9 protein-coding genes are annotated in these 18,008 nt (G+C 42.3%); all 9 read right to left on the bottom strand.

All coding sequences use genetic code 11. The features are described 5' to 3' along the window. Positions 1-152: 152 nt before the first annotated feature. A complete protein-coding gene (locus I7X29_RS05695; RefSeq protein ID WP_198473265.1) occupies positions 153-3,167 on the bottom strand; it encodes a SusC/RagA family TonB-linked outer membrane protein in 3,015 nt (1,004 codons plus the stop codon). 308 nt (positions 3,168-3,475) lie between these two features. Beyond that, positions 3,476-6,280 (bottom strand): triple tyrosine motif-containing protein, encoded by a 2,805-nt coding sequence (locus I7X29_RS05690; protein ID WP_198473263.1) that lies wholly within the window; start codon positions 6,278-6,280, stop codon positions 3,476-3,478. Positions 6,281-6,432: 152 nt separating this feature from the next. Further along, on the bottom strand, positions 6,433-6,912 hold the full coding sequence (locus I7X29_RS05685) for a hypothetical protein (RefSeq protein WP_198473261.1): 480 nt from the start codon (positions 6,910-6,912) through the stop codon (positions 6,433-6,435). 238 nt (positions 6,913-7,150) lie between these two features. Further along, entirely contained in the window at positions 7,151-8,536 is a 1,386-nt protein-coding gene (locus I7X29_RS05680) for a glucoamylase family protein (protein ID WP_198465617.1), read from the bottom strand. A 7-nt stretch (positions 8,537-8,543) separates the two neighbouring features. After that, positions 8,544-9,416 carry a carboxylesterase family protein gene (locus tag I7X29_RS05675; RefSeq protein ID WP_225879412.1) on the bottom strand — a complete coding sequence of 291 codons (873 nt, stop codon included), beginning with the start codon at positions 9,414-9,416 and terminating at the stop codon, positions 8,544-8,546. Continuing rightward, positions 9,409-10,233 carry a LamG domain-containing protein gene (locus tag I7X29_RS05670; protein WP_198465618.1) on the bottom strand — a complete coding sequence of 275 codons (825 nt, stop codon included), beginning with the start codon at positions 10,231-10,233 and terminating at the stop codon, positions 9,409-9,411. Before I7X29_RS05670 ends, I7X29_RS05675 begins: the two co-directional genes overlap by 8 nt. Positions 10,234-10,321: 88 nt before the next feature. After that, entirely contained in the window at positions 10,322-11,860 is a 1,539-nt protein-coding gene (locus tag I7X29_RS05665) for a RagB/SusD family nutrient uptake outer membrane protein (protein ID WP_198465619.1), read from the bottom strand. A gap of 23 nt (positions 11,861-11,883) precedes the next feature. Further along, positions 11,884-14,895, bottom strand: coding sequence for a SusC/RagA family TonB-linked outer membrane protein (locus I7X29_RS05660; RefSeq protein WP_198473259.1), 3,012 nt, complete (start codon positions 14,893-14,895; stop codon positions 11,884-11,886). 211 nt (positions 14,896-15,106) lie between these two features. Next, a complete protein-coding gene (locus tag I7X29_RS05655; RefSeq protein ID WP_198473257.1) occupies positions 15,107-17,938 on the bottom strand; it encodes a triple tyrosine motif-containing protein in 2,832 nt (943 codons plus the stop codon). Between the last annotated feature and the right edge of the window lie 70 nt (positions 17,939-18,008).

The following is an 18,008-nucleotide window of genomic DNA, read 5'->3' as shown; positions in this document are numbered from 1 at the left end:
GAACAGCCCCCGTTCCCCCGAAGGGGGACAATCCGTTTTAAAGAGCGTATGAGCATTTCAGCTTACGCTGATAGTTTTTTCGCCCACGAATCGCACGAATTTCAGCTTACGCTGATGAGATTGGTGGCTTCGCTGTTAGATAGAACGACTTTTTAGAATGAGGTATTAAATCCTAAGATAAACTGACGAGCTTGTGGGTAAAAGCCGTAATCAATACCTCCACCAATGGCATCACCAGAGGTAGCTGAGGGGTCATAACCTTTGTACTTAGTGAACGTAAAGGCGTTGTTTACTGAAAAATATACGCGGAAGCTCTTCATCTTCACACTCTCCAATACCGATGCAGGAATCGAATAGCCCAACTGTATGTTTTGAACGCGCAAGAAAGAGGCGTCTTCTACAAAGAAACTTGAGAACAAGTTATTAGTTGTTGCTCCTGTGGTTACGCGAGGTACACTGTTGCTAGTGCCCTCACCACGCCAACGGTCAAGATATAAACGCTGACGGTTTACGTTAGGTTGTGAACGCTCGTAGTTGCGCACCATCTCTTTGTCGAGCTCAGCATACATATAGGTTGAGAAATCAAAGTTTTTATACTTAGCATTGAGGTTCAATCCCATATAGTAAGTGGCGGTAGGTTTACCCAAATATGTGCGGTCTTTAAAATCGATGACTCCATCGCCATTCATATCTTTATAACGGATATCTCCTATTCTGGCAGGAGCTCCTAAGGCAAGTTGTGAAGGGTGTGCATCTACCTCAGCTTGGTTTTGGAAGATTCCATCGGCTTGTAAACCATAGAAGTAACCAATAGGTTGCCCCACTTCCATACGTGCAGGTGCTAACTGACCCACGCTGAAAGCTCCTCCTTCTGGAATCACATCTCCATTAATCGATACTACTTTGCCGTCTAAACGAGTAATATTGTAGTTGAAGCCCCAAGAAAAAGGTTTTGTTACATCACTTCTATAACCTAAGGCTACCTCAAAGCCCTTATTTTGAGTATTACCAGCGTTCACAGTAGGGTTTGAAGCCCCTGGTGCAGCCGTTCCTATAATACCTGAGACAGGGAAATTAGAGATGAGCAAATCGTTGCGGTTTTCTATAAAATAATCGAATACTAACGACAAGCGGTTGCCAAGTGTATTGAAGTCAAAACCGACATCTAACTTTTCGGCTACTTCCCATTTGGCACTTGGGTTTGGCAATTTGCCTACAGCTTTTCCGCGCACTATTTTTCCGTTAAACACGTACACAGCCTCCCCGTTCAAAATTGCCTTATAAAGGTTTTTACCGGCATTGTTACCGAGTGTACCGTAACTACCGCGCAATTTGAGGAAGTCTATCCATTTGCTATCTTTTAGGAAACTTTCGTCGGATACTTTCCAACCTGCTGTTACTGATGAAAACAAGTCGGCACGGTTATCTTTCGGGAAGTCTGAAGAAGCATCACGCCTAAGCATCGCCGATAGCAAGTATTTGCTCTTATAATCGTATTGCAAACGACCAAAGAAAGAGGTAAGACGCGAATCGTTCGTATACGAGTTATCAGTTTTGCTATTGTTCGTACCTGTGGTGAGACCTATATCGGCAAAGTCCCAAGAGTTATTAGGCACATCGTAACCCGTAGCACTGAGTCCACTGCCCCAGTTGCGTTGCGCACTAGTACCCACAGTGAGTGAAGTGTTGTTATTTTTCCAGAAGGTTTTACTATAAGTAGCAAAAGTCTCCCACGTATAAGCGTGCGTTTCATTCTTATCTTGCGTTACGGTACTGCGACTGCGGTTGAAAATCTTACCCGTACCAAAGAAGCTAAGAGGTTGAAAATCTTTTTTCTCATCACTATAAGTCTTAAACCCAATACGTGAAGTAAGGTCTAAGCCTTCTATGAGATTATAGCTCAACTGGAAATTCCCCTCTAATCCATTGCCGTCATACTGATTATAGGTATTGTCTATTTGTGCTAAAGGGTTAATCACCTCATTGCCCAAAAAGCCCGTTAAATCCTCATCGTGCAAACCGTAAGTAGGCGAGAAGTTCAAAGCGTTGAAAAGCACTGCTCCCAAGCCGTTTTCCTCAATAGTTTTGCGCTTGTTGTTGTAATAATTGGCAGTGAAGTTCATCTTAAGTTTTGGTGAAATATCAGCTCCCAAACTCACTTTCACGTTATTGCGTTTAAAGTTGGATTTTTCAGGGGCTACAATACCGTCTTGGGTAAGATGTGATGCCCCTAAGTAATAACTAAATTTCTCACCTCCACCCGAGATACTAGCTGTCATATCTGAAATAACAGAATTCTTAAACACCTCGTCTTGCCAATCAATGCCTTTGCCTAAAGAAGCCAAATTGCCAAAGGGCAACGCCTGTCCGTTGGCAGCATAACTCTCGTTGAGCAAGGCAGCATACTCGGTAGCGTTCATATAATCCAACTTTTTGGTAGTTTGCTGGATACCACTGTACGAGCTAATTTTCACTTCCAAAGGTGTGTTTTTGCGTCCACCCTTAGTAGTTACGAGTACTACTCCATTCGCCCCTTTAATACCGTAGATAGCCGCTTGAGCGTCTTTCAATACAGTAAGACTCTCAATATCCTCGGGATTAATACTGTTCAGTGCCCCTTCGTAGCCATCGATAATTACCAAAGGCTCGTTGCTACCGTTAGAACTCACTCCACGAATGAGAATGTTTATCTTCCCTCCAGGTGAGCCGGAAGCCTTGTTTACGCTCACCCCTGAGGTAGTACCTTGTAGGGCAGTAGCCGCATCCACAGGCTTTAGTTCGGTAATGGTTTTAGCATCTACTACTGATACCGAACCTGTTACGTCCTTTACCTTTTGTGTTCCATACCCGATAACTACCACTTCACCGAGGGTTTGGGTATCTTCTTTCAAGGTAACGTTCAGCGCATTGCCATTGGCTATCATTTTCTCTTGGGTAGTGTAGCCTACATAAGAGAAAACTAACAACTGACCTTTTTTGACATTTTCTAAGGTAAAATTCCCGTCAAAATCGGTAGAGACACCGTGTGTAGTGCCTTTGACCACTACCGAAACACCTATCATAGGGGTACCCGTAGCGTCTTTCACATTTCCTTTTATGCGATAAGTTTGAGCCATTGCCAAACTTGTACATAAAAACAGTAGAATAGGTAAGAAAAATGTTTTCATATATATTGCTTTTCCTTTCTTTTGGTTTATGTTTTAATTACAGCGCAAAGATAAACGCAATTTTTCAACACGCAAAAGATTTTACCTATACAAAAAATATACAAGGGCTATTTTTTGGGGTTTGTATAGTTGATTATTGATAAGTTTCATTTTTTAATCGATTGTATTATAGTATATTTATAAATATTTTACAAAGTGAGTGTAAAGGTAAAAAACAGGTAAAAGAAAGTGTTAAAAAACGGAGTTGTATAGGTAATGTATAGGTGATAGAATGTTAAAACTATCTTTGGTAAAGTTTGCGATGACTTTTAGAGTTTCAAAATATAATCGGTAAGGTTTTGATTGCGCTCTAAAAGCATCTTTTTGCGGAGGCGATAACGCTTGATTTCTATACTTTGGGTAGAGATATTTAGCAATGGAGCTATTTCTTTGCTGGAAAGATTCAATCGCAGGTAAATGCACAGTTTGATGTCGTTGGGGGTCAAATCGGGGTGGAGGGCTTTAAGACGATTGAGAAATTCACGGTCGGTTTGGTTAAAAATTTCTTGGAAATGTTCCCAATCGCCTTCACAGTTGATATTATCGTCTACAATATGTAGCACTTCTTTGCCATTACCACTGCTCAAAAGAGCCTCTTTGATACTCATCAGCAGTTCGTTTTTGCGCACTATGCTCATAGTAGTTGCCGCAAGTTCACGGTTTTTGCTCTCTACTTCACTTTGGAGTTTATCATTGCGGAGTTGCATCACGGTACGGTCGTTCTCTAATTGCATCAGGGCGAGTTCTTTTTCTTTTTCTTGCTCTACTTTTTTCTTATGACGCTTGTAATGCACTCTATACACACGATGCACCACCAAGAGCAATCCGCATAGAAGTGCAATGTAAAAGACTATCATCGCATTAGTGGCATACCAAGGTTTGCGAATCACGAAATGAAAAGAGGCGGTATTTGGTGAGACAGCATCACCTACTTTGGCTCTTACCAAAAAAGTATAGTCGCCAGCAGGCAGGTTTTCAAAACGCACAGTAGCCTCTTCACTCCAATCGCTCCAGTGCTCATAGAGTCCTTCGAGTTTGTATTGGTATACTGAGGGGAACATACCGCAATAGGACGGTACGCTATAACTAAAAGTGAAGTTATTTTCGGCATTATTAAAGGTTATTTCTTTGGTATCTATAGCGATGGCACGCAAAGCCCCCTCTACCCTACTACTGCTGATGTGGTTTATATGCACCTCATAGGGGGTATGGGTTACTTGGTTGAACACAAAGCTCATAAAGCCCGTGCTGGTACCCAACAAGCAGTCGCCTTCGCGGTATTCATAAAGATTTTCATAGCCAACGAGGTCTTTGCGAAACGATGCTGAGAGAGGCATTTTTTTCAGCTGAGGAGCACTATCGAGTTTGCCTTGTGCTATCTTTACGATATTGTGCTGGGTAAACGCCCACAAGCCCTCGTCCTTACTTTGCACAAGGGTGCCCGATAGGTAACTATCTTGGTGGAACAGCTGCTGTGTAAGGGCTTCATCTTGTATAAATTTATGGGTTGTAGTGTTATATTTAAACAAACCTTTTTCGGTAAAATACCAAATCTCATTACGGAATTTAGCAATTGCCGACTTGCGTCCTATTGGAGCAGAAGTTTCTTTGTGTACTTGGGTTACTTTGGTAAAATCATCATTCAGTTGCAAACGAAAAACCCCTTTATACTCGTGGCTCACTAAGAGTTCGGTAGGTGAAATAAACTCAAAAAACCTACTCGACACGTTGAATCCCTCTATTTTATTGCGATACTGCCAACGTCCGTCTTTCTTTTCAAGCAAATGCAAACCTTCGTAATTACCTTGCAAGAGCCAATTAGGGTGTCCTGCTATAGGTTTTACATCCCACGTACCCAATAGGTTACATATAGAGGTAGCTTGGTGATTCTCTATGATAAACGTACCCGAATTATGACCGCAGAACAGTGTATTTTCCACTACTTTTAGTTGCCATACCTGTCCGTTAGTTCCCTCAACAAGACTGAATTTACTATTAGAATGCAAGGGGAAAGAGGTGTAAAATAATCCTTGATTGGTACCCAAATACAAGGTTCCTTGATGTACGATGGAGGTGTAGACCGCCCCAAGTTGTCCCTCATAATCTTTATACAAGCGGAAAGGTGAAAAGAAATTCACCATACTGATACCATTGTCTAATCCCAGCCATACATTGTGTTCTTTATCCTCAAAAATGGAGAGTACTGTGTTGTTTTGCAAGCCTTCTTTCTGTTGCAAATGTTCCAAGAGCTCGCCCTTAGCAGAAATTCTATACACGCCCTTGGCAATAGTTCCCAACACCAATGAACCGTCGCTTAGTCGTTCGCAACTATATATATTGAGGGTGTTAATCAATTGAGAAGCGCTTACTTTCCACGCTTCAATTTGAGTAGGCGTACCTTCGTAAATTCCTTTGTCTTGGGTAACGAATAGAAAGTGTTCTTTTTTAGGAAACAGGTTGATGAGGATATGTTCGCGAAAGAGAGGATGATCGGTAACTAATACTTCTTCACCATTGACGAGCTTGAACAAGCCTTCTTTCATCTTTTGGAAATAGATATGTTCACCTATTTTGAAGATTTTAGGTAGATGATGAGTAGCGCTAATTATCTTAAAACGCTGTTGCTGAGTATCATAAATAAAGATTTTATGCAGCGATTGGAACAATACCCAGCGATCGGAAAAGATAATTTTCCATATTTCTTCGTCTTCTATATCGGCGGAGTTTAATTGGCGGCTTAAAGAGGTGTATTGTAGTTCGTTGAATTTGTTAGGTTGCCAATAGCCAAATTCGGCAAAACCTCCCGTATAAAGGGTGTTGCCTTTGGCACTTACTGCACGTGCAATGGCTCCGTTGAGCAAAGGGTAATGCTGCCACACTACTCCGTTGAACTCCAAGAGACCTATGTTGTTAGCAAAATATATATTTTTGTTTTCAGCTTGACATATCTTCCAATTCTGACTTTCCCCTTTGTATTCAGAAGGGGTATAGTTATAGATAGGAGGTAACAATTGTGCGTGTATCATCATCCCCCACCAACTTATCAAAATACATAGAAAAACACGCTTACGCATAAGGTATAGAGTTTTAGTTGTTGGCAAAGGTAGAAAGTAATTTATTAATTAACAAATTAGAGACTAGAAAAAAGGATAAATAGCCTTTAGCAAGGGTGCGAGCCGCACGGGCAAGTGTTTTGCTATATCGAACTAACATTATTTTTATCAAGTTATTCTTTTTTGTAAGGAGTAGCTAAGTTTTTGTTAAAATAAATAACGTGAGCTTCCTTTGGAGAAAGTTTTATATGGTTTACCTTATATGATTTAACGCCCTTATAATGAACTTTTGATAACATTGCTCTTTTATAAAAACTAATCATATCCATTTCTTGAATATTGTATTGCAAAGAGTCTGATATAATTAATTTATAATTCCTATCTGGGCATAAAGGTGTTTTCAGAAAGATTCTCATCGAACCATAATAGTTGGGGTCAGTTGTCTTATTGTACACCCTTATTTCATTTATATCTATTGTTTTTAGAAAGACATTAAGAGTGTCATATTCATACAAAATGAAATTCTTTTTGTCTGTTTCATTTGTCCCCCAATGAGTTATCTCGATGATGTTATAAGGGCTACAGTTACTTGTTTTTATTGTTTTACAAGAGGATAATAAGGTGATTACAGTTAATAAATACACATACTTCATAGTTATTTCATTTTATATAACTTGAGTTTCGAGAGCGAAATAAGTTGCTGATTTACACAAAAATAATATAATTTATTAGCTTACACGACAAAAGTGCGAGCCACACGGGCGATTAAGGGTGTGAGCCGCACGGGCAATTAAGAGTGCGAGCCGCACGGGCAATTAAGGGTGCGAGCCGCACAGGCAATTAAGGGCTTTGGCAAAGGCTATAATGGGATGGCTAAGTAAGAAGTTGTGGTTATTGCACCTTAAAGTTTAGTTTTTTGAGTCCTTGTTGTACTTCGGGACAACTCATAAAGAGTTTCCATACGAAGCCTGTGCGGTAGTTTTCTATCATCGGGGCAATAGTGAGCTGGTCTATAGCTAAATAACGCTTAGGATACCATACCGCTTGCTCGCTAAAAGCATCGTAAAAGCCGTATTTACCCCAAATAGTATCGCCCAAATCGTAATAGAAATGCTTGAGGGCTGCCATAGATTCTTGGGGCGTATAAGGGAAGCTGGAAAGTGCGGCAGTAGGTGCTATCACCCCTAAATCTTTGTTAGGACTATGGGCATCATACCCTTTTACTGAATAGCTGGCGGTAAGTCCCCAGCAGTTCGCTCCATAACCTTTATAACCTTTGGGGTTTTCTACACAATATTTGTAGTTGATAAGTGTGTGATTGCGGTTCAAATCCCAGTAATTGGCATAATCATCGCTGAGTCCTTTGGGGTTCAAGCCAATATACGAATAGTGTGCCCAAAATAGCGGACCTCCGTATTGTTCTGCTCCGTTGTGCTTGAGAATCAATGGCAGATTATAAGTTACTTGAGTGCTTTTAATAGCTCCTCCGCGTGCCCAACCGTTGTGATAAGCCGAAGCAGGAATGGTGTGGGTTGGCGAAGCAGCGGCTAAAATATAGGTAATCAGGCACTCGTTATAACCTTTGAGTGGAAAATTCATCTGCCAAGCATAATCGGGACTCCAATGCCAATAGAGTACATCTTGTCCGTTGAGATACCAGTCCCATTCCATTTCGCGCCACAGTTTATCAATGCGCTGAGCTAAGGCTTTTTCGGTATCGTTGCCATCTTTGAAATACTGACGCACACAGAGCAATCCCTGCATCAAGAAGGCACTTTCCACGAGGTCGCCCCCATTGTCTTTCTGCCCAAAAGGTTTGGTTTTACCTGTACGCCCGTCAATCCAATGCGACCATACCCCGTGATAACGGTCGGCTTTCTCCAAGAAAGTTACGATTTTAGTAAATCTCTCTACTGCTTGTGCACGAGGTATAAAACCGCGTTCTACCCCTACTAATAGCCCTGCAATGCCAAAGCCCGAACCTCCCGTAGTGATGATATGAGCATCATCGGAAGGGACATCTATATGAATGCGCTCAGGGGCTAAACCCGAATTAGGCTCTGCTCCCTCCCACATATAGTTGAGGTGCGCACGCTGGATATAATCTAAGAAAGCATCGTCGGAAGCAAATTCCATTGGACGGTTCTTTTCGGTAGGCGGCTGAGGAGTAGGTTTTTCTACCACCTTTTTATTGTCCTTACTACAACCGCAAGAAACGAAGAGCAGAAGGAAAGCTAAAAGTGAAAAGTGAATCGTGAAAAATTTGTTTTTGTTCATAAGTATATTATTTCTTTTTAAAAGTCCATTGCAAGAAGTCTGGGGTGTTGAAAGCGGGATGCCAAGCGTTGTGATTTGCCCCATAAAACTCTATATATTCAGCTTTTTTGCCGGTAGTTTTCAAAGCTTTATAGGCTTCACGCGAGTAGGTTACAGGAATTACATCATCTATATCACCGTGATAGAAACGGAATTGAGTTTTCCCTTTGAACTCACGCATACGCTCTATATTGGTCGCCCCACATATCGAGACAGCTTTGGCAAAGGTATCGGGGAAGCGATACACCATATCCAAAGTAGCAATCGCCCCCATCGAGATGCCCATAATGTACACTCGTTTAGGGTCGATAGGGTAAGTAGCCAAAGTCTCGTCTAAAAGTTCCTTCACCAAGCGTAAGTGTTTAGTGATAGGCACTTCTTTAGGCAGCGGATTAGCCGTATTCTTATACCCTTGGTCGGGGCGTTTTTCAAGCGACCAATACGCACCCTCAGGGCACTGCGGAAAGAGTACAAAGCAAGGGTATTTATCTCGGTTCGCAGGATTGGTAAACACTGTACCCCCATTGCGCAACTGACTTTCATTATCGTTCCCTCTTTCGCCTGCTCCGTGCAAGAAGAGCACTAAAGGGTATTTCTTGCCTTCTTTTAGTTGCTCGGGCTGCAAGAAACGGTAAGGCATTGTATCTTGTTGCGCCGTGATGTAGCGCTTTTTAGCAAAGGCTTCATTTTGAGCAGAAAGAGGGAACGAAAAAAAGAAAAGTAATAAGCATAGCTCTAAAAGTTTTGTATTCAGTCCTCGAACCTCCAAAGAGGGACAAGCCATAAAGGAGATTGGAGAAAAAGGGTTATTTTTTATGTAAATATCATTCTTTTTATTCATTATACAAGGCTTTTATCTGTTCATCGGTAAGGGCTTGATTATAGAAAGCAAAGTTGTCTAACTTACCAGGGAAGGACTGTGCCCAAGCTTGTGCTTTAGTAGACGATTGAGGAGGGTCGGTTTGGAAAGCATAAGTACCTAACACCAAATCGCCCGTATCGCTGTAAACAATTCTCCCCCAACCTGTAAGGGCACGCGTAAAGACAATTTCTCCATTTTTGAAAATGTGTAACATTTCCGTTTTGTGGTTGTAACGGAAGGTCATAAACACCCAATCACCAATAGTACCAGGGATTTTGGTCTCTACCCAATTTTCTTTAGTACCATTGAAGAGGTGCATTTTAAAACGTCCTTCGCCAGCAGTATTGTTGCCATCTAAGAAAATATCGAGGTTACCCCAGAACTTTTTAGTATTAGGAATTGAAAAGATACCTGTACCTTTATTTACTTGAGGGGAGTTCATCCAGAAAGCTACTGTAAAACTACCGAGGTTAGCTATCGTATCTTTCAGAGATATATCGCCTGCAAAACGCGCTGTGCGAGGGGAGATAAAAACATAAGTACCTTCACCCCCTTGGTAGGCTTTGCCTTTTTTGCCTTCTGTATAGCTGATATTGCCCTTAGAGAGTGTAGGAACTTTGTAACCACTCACATTTTTCACATTACCCTCAAAAGTAAACAAGAGCTTTTGAGGGTTGTACTGAGGTATTACCTCCTCAGGATAATCGAAAGGCGGGTCTTGGTCTAAATCTTGATAGCAGCTGGTAAAAGCTGTAAGACCTGCCATAAAGCTGATATAAAATATATATTTTTTCATTTTTAGATAAGAGATAAGAGGTAAAAAGTAAAAGATGACGTGATGTTACCTGACAGCTGACACCTAATACCTGACACCTGTTAGCTAATTAATAATTAGGATTTTGGATAAGTACTCCGTTGGAACGGTCGATTTGCGCTTGAGGTAAAGGCAAAAGGCGGTGTTTGGTTTGATAAGCGGTTTTGCCCGCGTTGTGCAGGGTTCCCACATCAATATTCCAACGCACTAAATCGTAGAAACGGTCGAATTCCATAGCGAGCTCTATACGGCGTTCGTGACGAATAGCGTCGCGCAAATCGCTTTGAACGGTGGTTGTAACGGCAGGTAAAACACTGTTATTGCCTGCTCGTGCTCTTGCTCGCACTTGCTCTAAGTAGACGAGCGCTTGGGCACTGTTGCCGAGTTCGTTAGCGGCTTCGGCAGCCATTAAAAGTACATCGGAATATCGAATGAGGCGAATATTGAACCAATAACCAAAACGACTGTATGACCTACGCAAAGCAGGGTCGGTATAGGCTTTTTTGTTGTAATATTTATTTACTACGCCTGCTTGTGCAATTGGTTTTTCGTCGTAAGGAGTATTGGGTTGCATAGTAGCAGCTTCGGCTTCACTTTTGGCAAAATAGAGCAAGGTTTCATCTTTGCGAGGGTCGCCTGCTTCAAAAGCATCGGCTAAAAGCTGGGTAGGGCAATTCCATCCCCAACCTAAATCCCATTGTCCAGAGCCACGCACCCCTTGTACTTGAGCAAACTGACTACCTACTTGGCTGGATTGAGGATAGGTGGCATTGGCAGTGCACTGTACTTCTAAGATAGATTCGGGAGCGTTTTCGCCACTTTCGCGGAACAACTTATTGTAGGGTGTAGTAAGATTGTAAATTCCTGAATTTATCACATCGGTAGAGGCGTTGTACATTGCTTGCCAATTAGAGCGCATCATATAGGTTTTGGCGTGCAACGAACGGGCAGCCCCCCAAGTAAGTCTACCGATGTAGATAGCACTCCACGAGCGAGGGAGTACGCTTTCGGCAGCAGTAAGGTCGGCATCGATGAGTTCATAGATTTTATCAACGCTTACCTTAGGTTTATTGGCATCTTCATCTTTATAGATACGGAAATTGATAAGAGGTACTTCGCCAAAGGCGCGCACTAAGTTAAAATAGGCAAAGGCGCGGAAGAAGTGTGCTTCACCGCGGTTTATCTTATCGGAATCGGTGAGAGTACTTTGGTCAGCCTTATTGATTTTGTCGAGCACGGTATTGGAGAGGTGAATAACTTCGTAGTTAGCGGAATAGTATCCGTTAATTAAACCATTAGTCGCTACATAATTGAAATTATCGAACATATTGGCGTGATCAACTCCATCGCTGGCAGTAGAGCCTTTTTCGGCATCTTCACTGCGGAAACTGTGGATTGCCAAAGCAGGAATACCCGCTACCAGATCAGAGCCTCTCAGTTTTCCGTAGAGGGTGAATATATCGGCTTCAAAAGAGCCTGATACATTCCCTTGGTCGCCATCGACCCATTCGCCTTGTGGCTCTTGGTCGAATTTATTGCAATGGGTAAAGAGGGCGAGGCTCGCTGCCATCCATCCTATTGCTATGATATGATATATATTCTTTTTCATAATTGTTAATTATCAATTGTTAATTAAAATGTAAGGTTCACCCCGTAGGTAACAATCATTGGCATAGGGTAGGTGCCGGTATCGATACCGAAAGCCAAAGCTCCTCCACCTATTTCGGGGGTATACCCTGTATTTTTATGCCAAGTTTTGAGATTTTGTACGTTGGCATAGAAGCGCAATTTCTGTACTTTGAAGCGTTGTACTACTTCCTGTGGCAAGCTATAGCCCAATTGCACGTTGCGGAGGCGGAAAAAGCTACCGTCTTCAATGTAATAAGAGGAGTTTTCACGGTTGATAGCGCGACCGTTATCTATAATAGGCTCCCAATTGGAAGTGCCTTTGCCGTGCCAACGGTTTAAACGGTGGGCTTGGTAGTTGAGAATTGCATAGCCTACTTCGCCCCAACCGCGGTAGATTTCGTTGCCATAAGCTCCCATAAATTCGGCAGTGAGGTCGAAGCCTTTGTAGCCGAGATTGAGACTAAATCCATAAGTGAAATCGGGGGTAGGGTTACCTATCATCGTGCGGTCTTTGCTATCGATTACACCATCGCCGTTCACATCTTCAAATTTGAGATCACCAGGTTTTACGGTAGCGATATTGTTGGTAGGTGAGGTGTCGATATCTTCAAAAGTTTGATACACGCCCTTCACTTTATAGCCGTAGAAGTGCCCAATAGGGTAGCCTTCCAAGGTGCGCGCTACGTTTTGATAGCCTTCGTAAAGCGCATCTTTTTCTCCTCTACCAAGTGAAAGCACTTTGTTATCAATTGTGGTGATATTGGCATTTACACCATAGCTAAAACCACTTTCTTTGCGTTGGTCTTGCCAAGAGGCTGAAATCTCCCACCCTTTATTTTCAATTTCGCCAAGGTTTTCCAAAGAGTTTTTTGCTCCTGCTAAGCCACTGAGTAGCACGATAAGGTCTTTGGTTTTCTTGTGATAGTAGACAGGTTCTACACTGAGGCGATTGCCCAAGAATCGGAATTCAGCACCAGCTTCCCACGCATAGGTCTTTTCCCAACCTAAGTTTTGCACTAAATAAGCAGGTGCATAGCCCGTAATGATACGGTCGCCGAATACAGCACTGCCCGAATTGGTGAGCAGAGGGTAAGTAGGATAGTTACGTCCGCCAGTGTTTTGGTTACCTAAAACGCCCCAAGAGCCTTTGAGTTTGAGGTAATCTACCACTTTTTGGTTTTTCATAAAGGCTTCTTCGCTGAGCACCCAGCCGGCCCCGAAGGAATAGAAGTTATCCCACGTATTGCCTAAGCGGTGAAATACGGAGGCACCATCGCGGCGGAAAGAAGCATTGAGGAGGTAACGGTTGTCGTAATTGTACAAACCACGTACTAAATACGACATTGTAAAACGCCGATACTGGCCAGAACCATTGCTCATATTGCTACCCCCAATTGATGACAACCACCACTTATCGGTATTTTCGGGAATGCCAAACACTATATCGTTGATATTTTGATAGCGAGAGCCTGATATCGAACTGTGTTCGGTGTAATTGGTGGTAAGCCCTCCCATAAAGGTAAGGTTGTGTTTTGCCACTTGTTTTTTGTAGGTAAGGATATAATCCTGCTGGGTAGCAATGGTGGTGGATTTACTCTGATTAATCGTTTCGCGTTCGTTGAGGTTTTCTTTCTTTTGGGTATCGGGGTTATAGACCCAAATGATAGGGGAATATTCGCGGTTTTCGCCTATGCGGTAATCCATAGAAAGGGTAGCCTTAAAGGTGAAGTTTTTAAGGAAATCGAGTTCACCATATACATTGCCCGCCAAACGGTGATTCAAACCTTTGTTGTGATTGGCACGTGTTTCGACATCGATAAGCGGATTCCACACTTGGGCACGCTGGAAGTTAGGCATTATATTTAGCAAACCCGATTGAGTGTCGTAAGGGGCTACAATAGGAGCTGCTTTTAGGGCACTTGCTACCCCTTTGGCATCGATAGGGAGGGTGCGAGAACCATTGGCTTGGAAGCCAAAGCGCAGATAATCGGTTACGTTGTAATCGCTGCTGAGGTTGAGGGTGAGTTTAGAGAGCTTTTCGTGCTTGATAGAGCCCTCTTCATCGGTATAGCCAGCGCCCATATAGAAGCGTCCTTTTTCACCAGAAGTGGCGACACTCACATTGTGGTTGTACACCCAGGCACGCTGGAAGATTTGGTCTTGCCAATCGGTATTGGCTTGATAGTGCGTATAATCAAACGGTGTAGCACCTTTATTGGCTATATCCTCGTTGTAGAGAGTTTTAAAGCCTTCGGCATCAGTCATTGCAACACGGTCGTTGATGACTTTTAATCCTACGGAAGAATTGATGTTTACGACTGTTTGTCCTTTTTTGGCTTTTTTGGTGGTAATGATAATCACCCCATTGGCACCACGAACCCCGAAGATTGCGAGAGACGAAGGGTCTTTGAGGATTTCCATAGACTCGATATCCTGCGGGTTGAGGTAGTTGATATTATCGGTAAAGAGCCCATCGACTACGTACAGAGGTGTATAGCCGTTGATAGAGTTTGTACCGCGGATACGGATTTCGGGGTCTTGCCCTGCCCGCCCTGTATTGACGATTTGCACCCCAGCTACCTTCCCTTGTATAGAGGCTAAGGGGTTGGTAGATGGACGGTCAGCAAATTCATCGGTTTTGAGGCTAGCGATAGAGCCCGTGAGGTCTCGTTTTTGAGCTGCCCCATAGCCTATAACAACTACTTCTTTGAGTTGTTGCGTATCTTCTTTGAGCGCAATCTCTAAGTAGTGTCGTCCGGCTACTACTTTTACATTTTGGGTTACCATACCTATGTAGCTAATTTCTAATACATCACCTGGAGAAACTTTATCAAGCGCAAAGTTTCCATCGAGGTCGGTTGAAACGCCACGGGTTGTACCCTTCACAATTACATTGGCTCCTGGAATAGGGTTTTTAGTCCCTGCTTCAAATACTTTTCCTCTCACCATATTAGGTTGTGCATAAGCAGCAAGAGAAAGAAAGGTCATCAGGAAGAAAAACAATAGCTTTTTCATTTCCGTACGTTTATTAAATAAAATTTGTCGCAAAGTTCCTTATTCTTTCTTTTATATGCAAAAAAATGGGTTCGCTTTTACTACTACAATGTTAAAATAATTTGTTAAAGGACTACGTCATTACTACTACAACGATTTGTAACTAATTTATAGTCTTTTGGTTAAGAAGGGTTTTTTAGGTAAGAGATAAGAGGTAAGAGGTAAGAAAATATTAATTGAATTGAGCGAAGAAATCGTAAAGATTATCTTCTTCGGCTAATTGGAGTTTTTTGCGCAAGCGATAGCGAGCGGTTTCGACACCGCGCAAGGATATATTTTGCATTTCGGCGATTTCCTTAGAGGTATAGTTGAGCCTGATGAGTACTGCCATACGCAAATCGGTGGGGGTGAGTTGCGGATAGAGTTTTTTCAGTTTTTTGAAGAAATCTTTGTGAATGAGGTCGAAATTTTCTTGGAATACCTGCCATTGGTCTTCTTGAGAGATATTATCGCGTATGTGTTGTAAAATGAGGTTACTTTTGGCTTTGCTCACTCTTTGGCTATTTAGCAGTGTTTCGAGCTCGGTGACGAGATTGGTAAGAAACTCGTTGCGAGTGATGTTCATCATCGTGGCTTCGGCTAATGATTTGCTCTTGTAATCCAACTGATCTATAAGCATTTGGTTTTGTAATTTGGTTACTTCCTGCTCACGAGCTTCTAACAAACGCTGGCGGCGCAAGCGTTCGCGCAAGTAAGAACGCTCTTTTTTCTTCATTTTATAACGCAAGTATAAGGCGGTAATAAGTGCACCAGCGCCTATAAATACTGCGAAATAGAATATATAAGCCCACACGGTTCTATACCAAGGAGTGATTACCGCGAAGGGAAAAGTATAATGCGATAGGGTTTCACCTAATTCGTTGAGTACCTTTGCTTTTAGCTGATAGTGGCCTGAAGGGAGGTTTTGGTAATTCACTCTAAAATCATTAGCAATTTCACGCCAATGTTTGTCGTAGCCCTCTAACTGATACCACAACTGACAGTGTTCTTTACTGAAATTAGGATACTGAAAATCGAACTGAAGGTTGTTTTTGCTATAAGGAATAGCGATATTAGGGGTGATATTTTCGAGGGTATATAAATCGGTTGAGCGGTTATAGGTACGTAAACTTTTTAAAGTGAGGTTGGTTGGCAGTTTTACGCGAGGTGCTTTTGGGGTATACAGGGCGATGCTGCCATCTAAACAGAAATATGTATTACCTTCAGGAGTTACAAAGGCAGTAGCGCGTTCCTCACTTGCGGGGTGCTGCAACTGATTGAAGGCTATTTTTTCTTCTATTTTATATACGCCGTTAGCGAATGCTACTAAATAATAATCGGTGGGGGTGATAAACCAAAAGCGATTGTCGTTCACGGGCACTATATGGTGGGTAGTTGCGAGTTGGGGCAATTGCTCATTGAGGAGGGCATAAGGCAATACATTTTGTTTGTCGTCGTTATACTCAAACCACTGTTGCCCATCGGTAAAGATGATTTTGCCGCGCAATTTCAGCAATTTCAAGGCTTCTTTTGTTTTGAGTTGGTTGTAAGTTACTTTGCGTTGCACGCTTTTGAGATCTTCGGTAAGAGAGAGTTTGCTCACTCCTTTATAGGTATGGTTCGTCCATATATTGCCAAAAGCATCTATTTCAACGCGATAGGTAAGGTCGAAATAGCCATTTACGATATGAGAGGGCACCCATCGATTGGCAGCATCTTTTTTATAAATGGTAAGCACAGAGTAGGATGAGCCTACGAGTACTTCCTGACCGTGAATAACGCCTTTTTTTAAGTCCATTCCTCCTACTCCTACATTATCAAGAGGTTGTAAGTGATTACCCATCAATTCCGACACCCCTTTATTATGCCCTACAAATACTTGATGGTCAAACTGCTTGATAAACCACACTTGGTTAGAGAAGTCAGGGATTTTGGAAAGTACCCCCTCCTTAAAGGTATAGACTCCTTTATTAGAAGCTAAATAATAGACATTGTCTTTCAGCACCATATCGCTAATGAGTTCTACCTCGCCATTGAGGTTTAAATATCGCAACCTACTTGGGACTTCAATCATAGCGACACCATTGTCTAAAGCTGCCCATAGGTTGTGCTGGGCATCTTCGTAGAGCCCTAAAACAGTGTTGTTATTGAGTCCGTTTTTCTTGTGGATATGGCCGAAAATTTTTCCGTTATGAGGATTGATAGCGTATAAACCTTCGGTGAGTGTTCCTAAAATGAGTAGGTTGTTAGCAGTGAGCAGTGCGCGGTTGATGCGGAGCGAGGGAAAGAGCGCATCCATTTCGGTAGGGAATTTGCGCAATTCGCTTGTAGCAGGGTTGTAGCGGAAGAATCCGTTTTTATTGGTAATCAGTAATAATTCGCCTTGATAGGGGATAATTTCGACTATTATCCCACCGAGTTGTTCGGGAGAGAGTTCTAAATTGAGTTTTTGAGTAGCATCGATGCGGTAAAAACCAGCGTTCATACCCTGCATATAGAGTTTATTGCCGTAGGGGAACATTGCAAAAGGGGCGGGTTGAGGGGTGAAGGCTTGTACGTGAGAGCCGTCGTACACGAAATAAGAAGAGAAGGTTTGGAAATATATTTTATCTTGGTATTTAAAGATCTGCCATACTTCGTCGTTGTGGAATGTATAGTTTTTGAGTTGGTCTTTCAGAGAGGTATATACCAATTGGTTTTGGGCGTTGCGTTGGAAATAGCCGAATTCTTCAAAAGAGCCTACATATACGCGCAGGTTAGAGGTGCTGCTATCGGCGAATACCGAACGAGCAATTTTTTTTTGGGGGAGGTAGTACAATTGCCATACTTGTCCGTCGAAAGTAAGCAGGCCTTGGTTATTGGCGACATATAGTATACCATCCTGACACTGACTCACTTGCCAATTTTGCATACCTGCCTTATATTGAGTTTGAGAGTAGTTGTAGATAGGAGGCAGGAGCGAAAGGTTTTGACTTTGGGTAATAGTGCTAAAGAATGTAAAGAATAAGATAATGAAGCGTTTCATATCTATTGCATATTAGTGAGCGACAAAGGTAGTAATAATTTTTCAATTTAGCAATTTTAGGGGATAGGTG

It is taken from the genome of Capnocytophaga periodontitidis (assembly GCF_016126015.1).
Classification (GTDB): Bacteria; Bacteroidota; Bacteroidia; order Flavobacteriales; family Flavobacteriaceae; genus Capnocytophaga; species Capnocytophaga periodontitidis.
The sequence above is the reverse complement of the archived record's forward strand: the minus strand, read 5'-3'. Positions and strand labels throughout refer to the sequence as shown.